This is a genomic window from Helicobacter didelphidarum (genome assembly GCF_003364195.1).
Lineage (GTDB): Bacteria > Campylobacterota > Campylobacteria > Campylobacterales > Helicobacteraceae > Helicobacter_A > Helicobacter_A didelphidarum.
Map to the genome: position 1 here is coordinate 1 of NZ_NXLQ01000082.1, position 2,664 is coordinate 2,664.

Sequence of the window (2,664 nt, forward strand, 5' to 3'; positions counted from 1 at the left end):
TGTGAATATTGATGTGCAGGTCTAATTTGATTTTCTGCAAAATCTAAATCAAATTTCCAAGTATATGGAATATCATTGATAGTAAAATCCCAAATACTCTCAGATGGTCCTAATAAAAAATCTTTGTTTAAAACCACATTGTATTGCTTATATTTTGATAAAAGTTTAAGACAATAAGGACAAGCATCTTCATAGTTAAAGTTAAGAATACATATTTCAAGCCTCATAATATCATCTCTATAGAGTGTATAGTAATCAATGATTTTCATTCCATTTTTTAATCTATTCATCTTTTTCTCCTTTCTCAATAAATTCACTATATATTGTAAAATCTGCTGTATCATTTTGGTTTTATCCCCATTTTCTCATTGACACTTATTCTTGTGCGTTGTGAAGATTCTATAATGTAATCATAAATTTCATCGCCTCTTTTACCCCTATCTTTAGCTTTTTTTACAAGAAAAACCCAAGTATATTCCCTCTCTATCCTATCTAATCGCTGTGCTTCTTGTTTGTCTTTCATTATATCCCTTGTATCTCGTTTAGCCTGATTGCGAAACCTAGATGCCATAACAGCTTGTTCCTTTTTACTTGAAACCTGCCTTATTAATCTTGGGTTGGCAGATTTTAGATTCTAGGTTTTGTAAAAAATCTCGAAAGTGTGTAATAAAGGCTTGTTTGTCCATATTTATCCTCTTTTGTATGATAAGATTGTAAAGGATTCTAGCATAAAAGCATTGTGGTTTTGCTTTTAGAATGTTTGGATTTCTCCATTTTCTACAAGCATATTGAGAATATCGCATAGGTCTTTGACTATTTTTTCTAGGGTTTTATCCTGTGAATATTGATGTGCAGGTCTAATTTGATTTTCTGCAAAATCTAAATCAAATTTCCAAGTATATGGAATATCATTGATAGTAAAATCCCAAATACTCTCAGATGGTCCTAATAAAAAATCTTTATTTAATACCACATTGTATTGCTTATATTTTGATAAAAGTTTAAGACAATAAGGACAAGCATCTTCATAGTTAAAGTTAAGAATACATATTTCAAGCCTCATAATATCATCTCTATAGAGTGTATAATAATCAATGATTTTCATTCCATTTTTTAATCTATTCATCTTTTTCTCCTTTCTCAATAAATTCACTATATATTGTAAAATCTGCTGTATCATTTTGGTTTTATCCCCATTTTCTCATTGACACTTATTCTTGTGCGTTGTGAAGATTCTATGATATAATCATAAATTTCATCGCCTCTTTTACCCCTATCTTTAGCTTTTTTTACAAGAAAAACCCAAGTATATTCCCTCTCTATCCTATCTAATCGCTGTGCTTCTTGTTTGTCTTTCATTATATCCCTTGTATCTCGTTTAGCCTGATTGCGAAACCTAGATGCCATAACAGCTTGTTCCTTTTTACTTGAAACCTGTCTTATTAATTTTGGGTTGGCAGATTTTAGATTCTAGGTTTTGTAAAAAATCTCGAAAGTGTGTAATAAAGGCTTGTTTGTCCATATTTATCCTCTTTTGTATGATAAGATTGTAAAGGATTCTAGCATAAAAGCATTGTGGTTTTGCTTTTAGAATGTTTGGATTTCTCCATTTTCTACAAGCATATTGAGAATATCGCATAGGTCTTGCATAATTTTTTCTAGGGTTTTGTTTTCTGTATTGTCTGGTGTTTCTGTGAATTCGGCTCGTATAGTATTCTCTCCCGTCTCTACATCCCACATCCATATATAAGGTAAATCATTGATAGTAAAATCCCAAATACTCACATCAGGTCCTAAAAGATAATCTTCATTTAATACCACATTGTAATGTTTGTATTTTGCTAAAGATTCAATACAAAATGGCACTATCTCTTCTTTGCAGTAAAAGTTTATAATTGCAAAATCTAAGAAATTATACCTTTTCCAATGCAATTTACAATATGTAATTTTATTGTTTTTGTTACTCATTATTTTCTCCTTTATTTTTTGGGTATTATCTTAGATGAGCCATATTGACTATTTACTTCTGGATTGGTGCGTTGTGAAGATTCTATAATCTCTTGATAAATATCTTCCATTTTTGTTAATCCTTTTTTCTGTTTAATATCCTCTATTAATTTTTCCCAACTTGTATTAGGTTTTTTTGTATTAAGTTCGATTACTTTTTTTGTATCTTTCATGTTTTCTCTTGTCGCAGTCCTTGCTTGATTACGAAAATTAAAACAAAATCTTGCCCTTTCTTCTAGTGTTAAGATTCTATCTTTTAGTATCTTCATCTTTTCTATTTCAGCATTATACCAATCCCTAGCTAAATCATTATCCATAGACCTTTTGGGAATATTGTTATATCTTTTATTTTCCCTCTTTACATATATGCTACCTTGTAACTCTGAAGCAAATTTCACACCCCTAACAACCACATTCTTACCAATAGCTCCAACAAATCCTATAATATACCCACTTACATCAATTAATCCTTCTTCTTTGTATTGCATTGGAGAGTAAATATGCAATGTGATACCTACTTCATATTTGGGATTTTCTACAAAAGCAAAGAATCTTACTTGTTTATCTAGCCATTCCTCTCTTAGATTTATTATTATTTCTTCGCCTATTATTTCATTGCCCTCTAAATCTGTAAGAATTTTAAATGTTTCGTGTTCT

The 2,664-nt window shown here is 30.1% G+C and carries 5 protein-coding genes and 1 pseudogene; all 6 read right to left on the reverse strand.

The features are described from left to right. Positions 1 to 290, reverse strand: a pseudogene (locus tag CQA53_RS10730) (hypothetical protein); the annotation flags it as partial. Between the two features lie 50 nt (positions 291 to 340). Further along, complete coding sequence (locus CQA53_RS10735; protein ID WP_115543944.1) at positions 341 to 571, reverse strand: hypothetical protein; 231 nt, start codon at positions 569 to 571, stop codon at positions 341 to 343. 180 nt (positions 572 to 751) lie between these two features. Further along, a complete protein-coding gene (locus tag CQA53_RS10740) occupies positions 752 to 1,126 on the reverse strand; it encodes a hypothetical protein (RefSeq protein WP_115543945.1) in 375 nt (124 codons plus the stop codon). Between the two features lie 50 nt (positions 1,127 to 1,176). After that, positions 1,177 to 1,407, reverse strand: coding sequence for a hypothetical protein (locus CQA53_RS10745; RefSeq protein WP_115543944.1), 231 nt, complete (start codon positions 1,405 to 1,407; stop codon positions 1,177 to 1,179). Positions 1,408 to 1,587: 180 nt separating this feature from the next. Then, positions 1,588 to 1,968 (reverse strand): hypothetical protein, encoded by a 381-nt coding sequence (locus CQA53_RS10750; protein WP_115543946.1) that lies wholly within the window; start codon positions 1,966 to 1,968, stop codon positions 1,588 to 1,590. Positions 1,969 to 1,979: 11 nt separating this feature from the next. Then, a partial coding sequence (locus CQA53_RS10755; protein ID WP_245945901.1) for a hypothetical protein occupies positions 1,980 to 2,664 on the reverse strand: 685 nt, incomplete at its 5' end.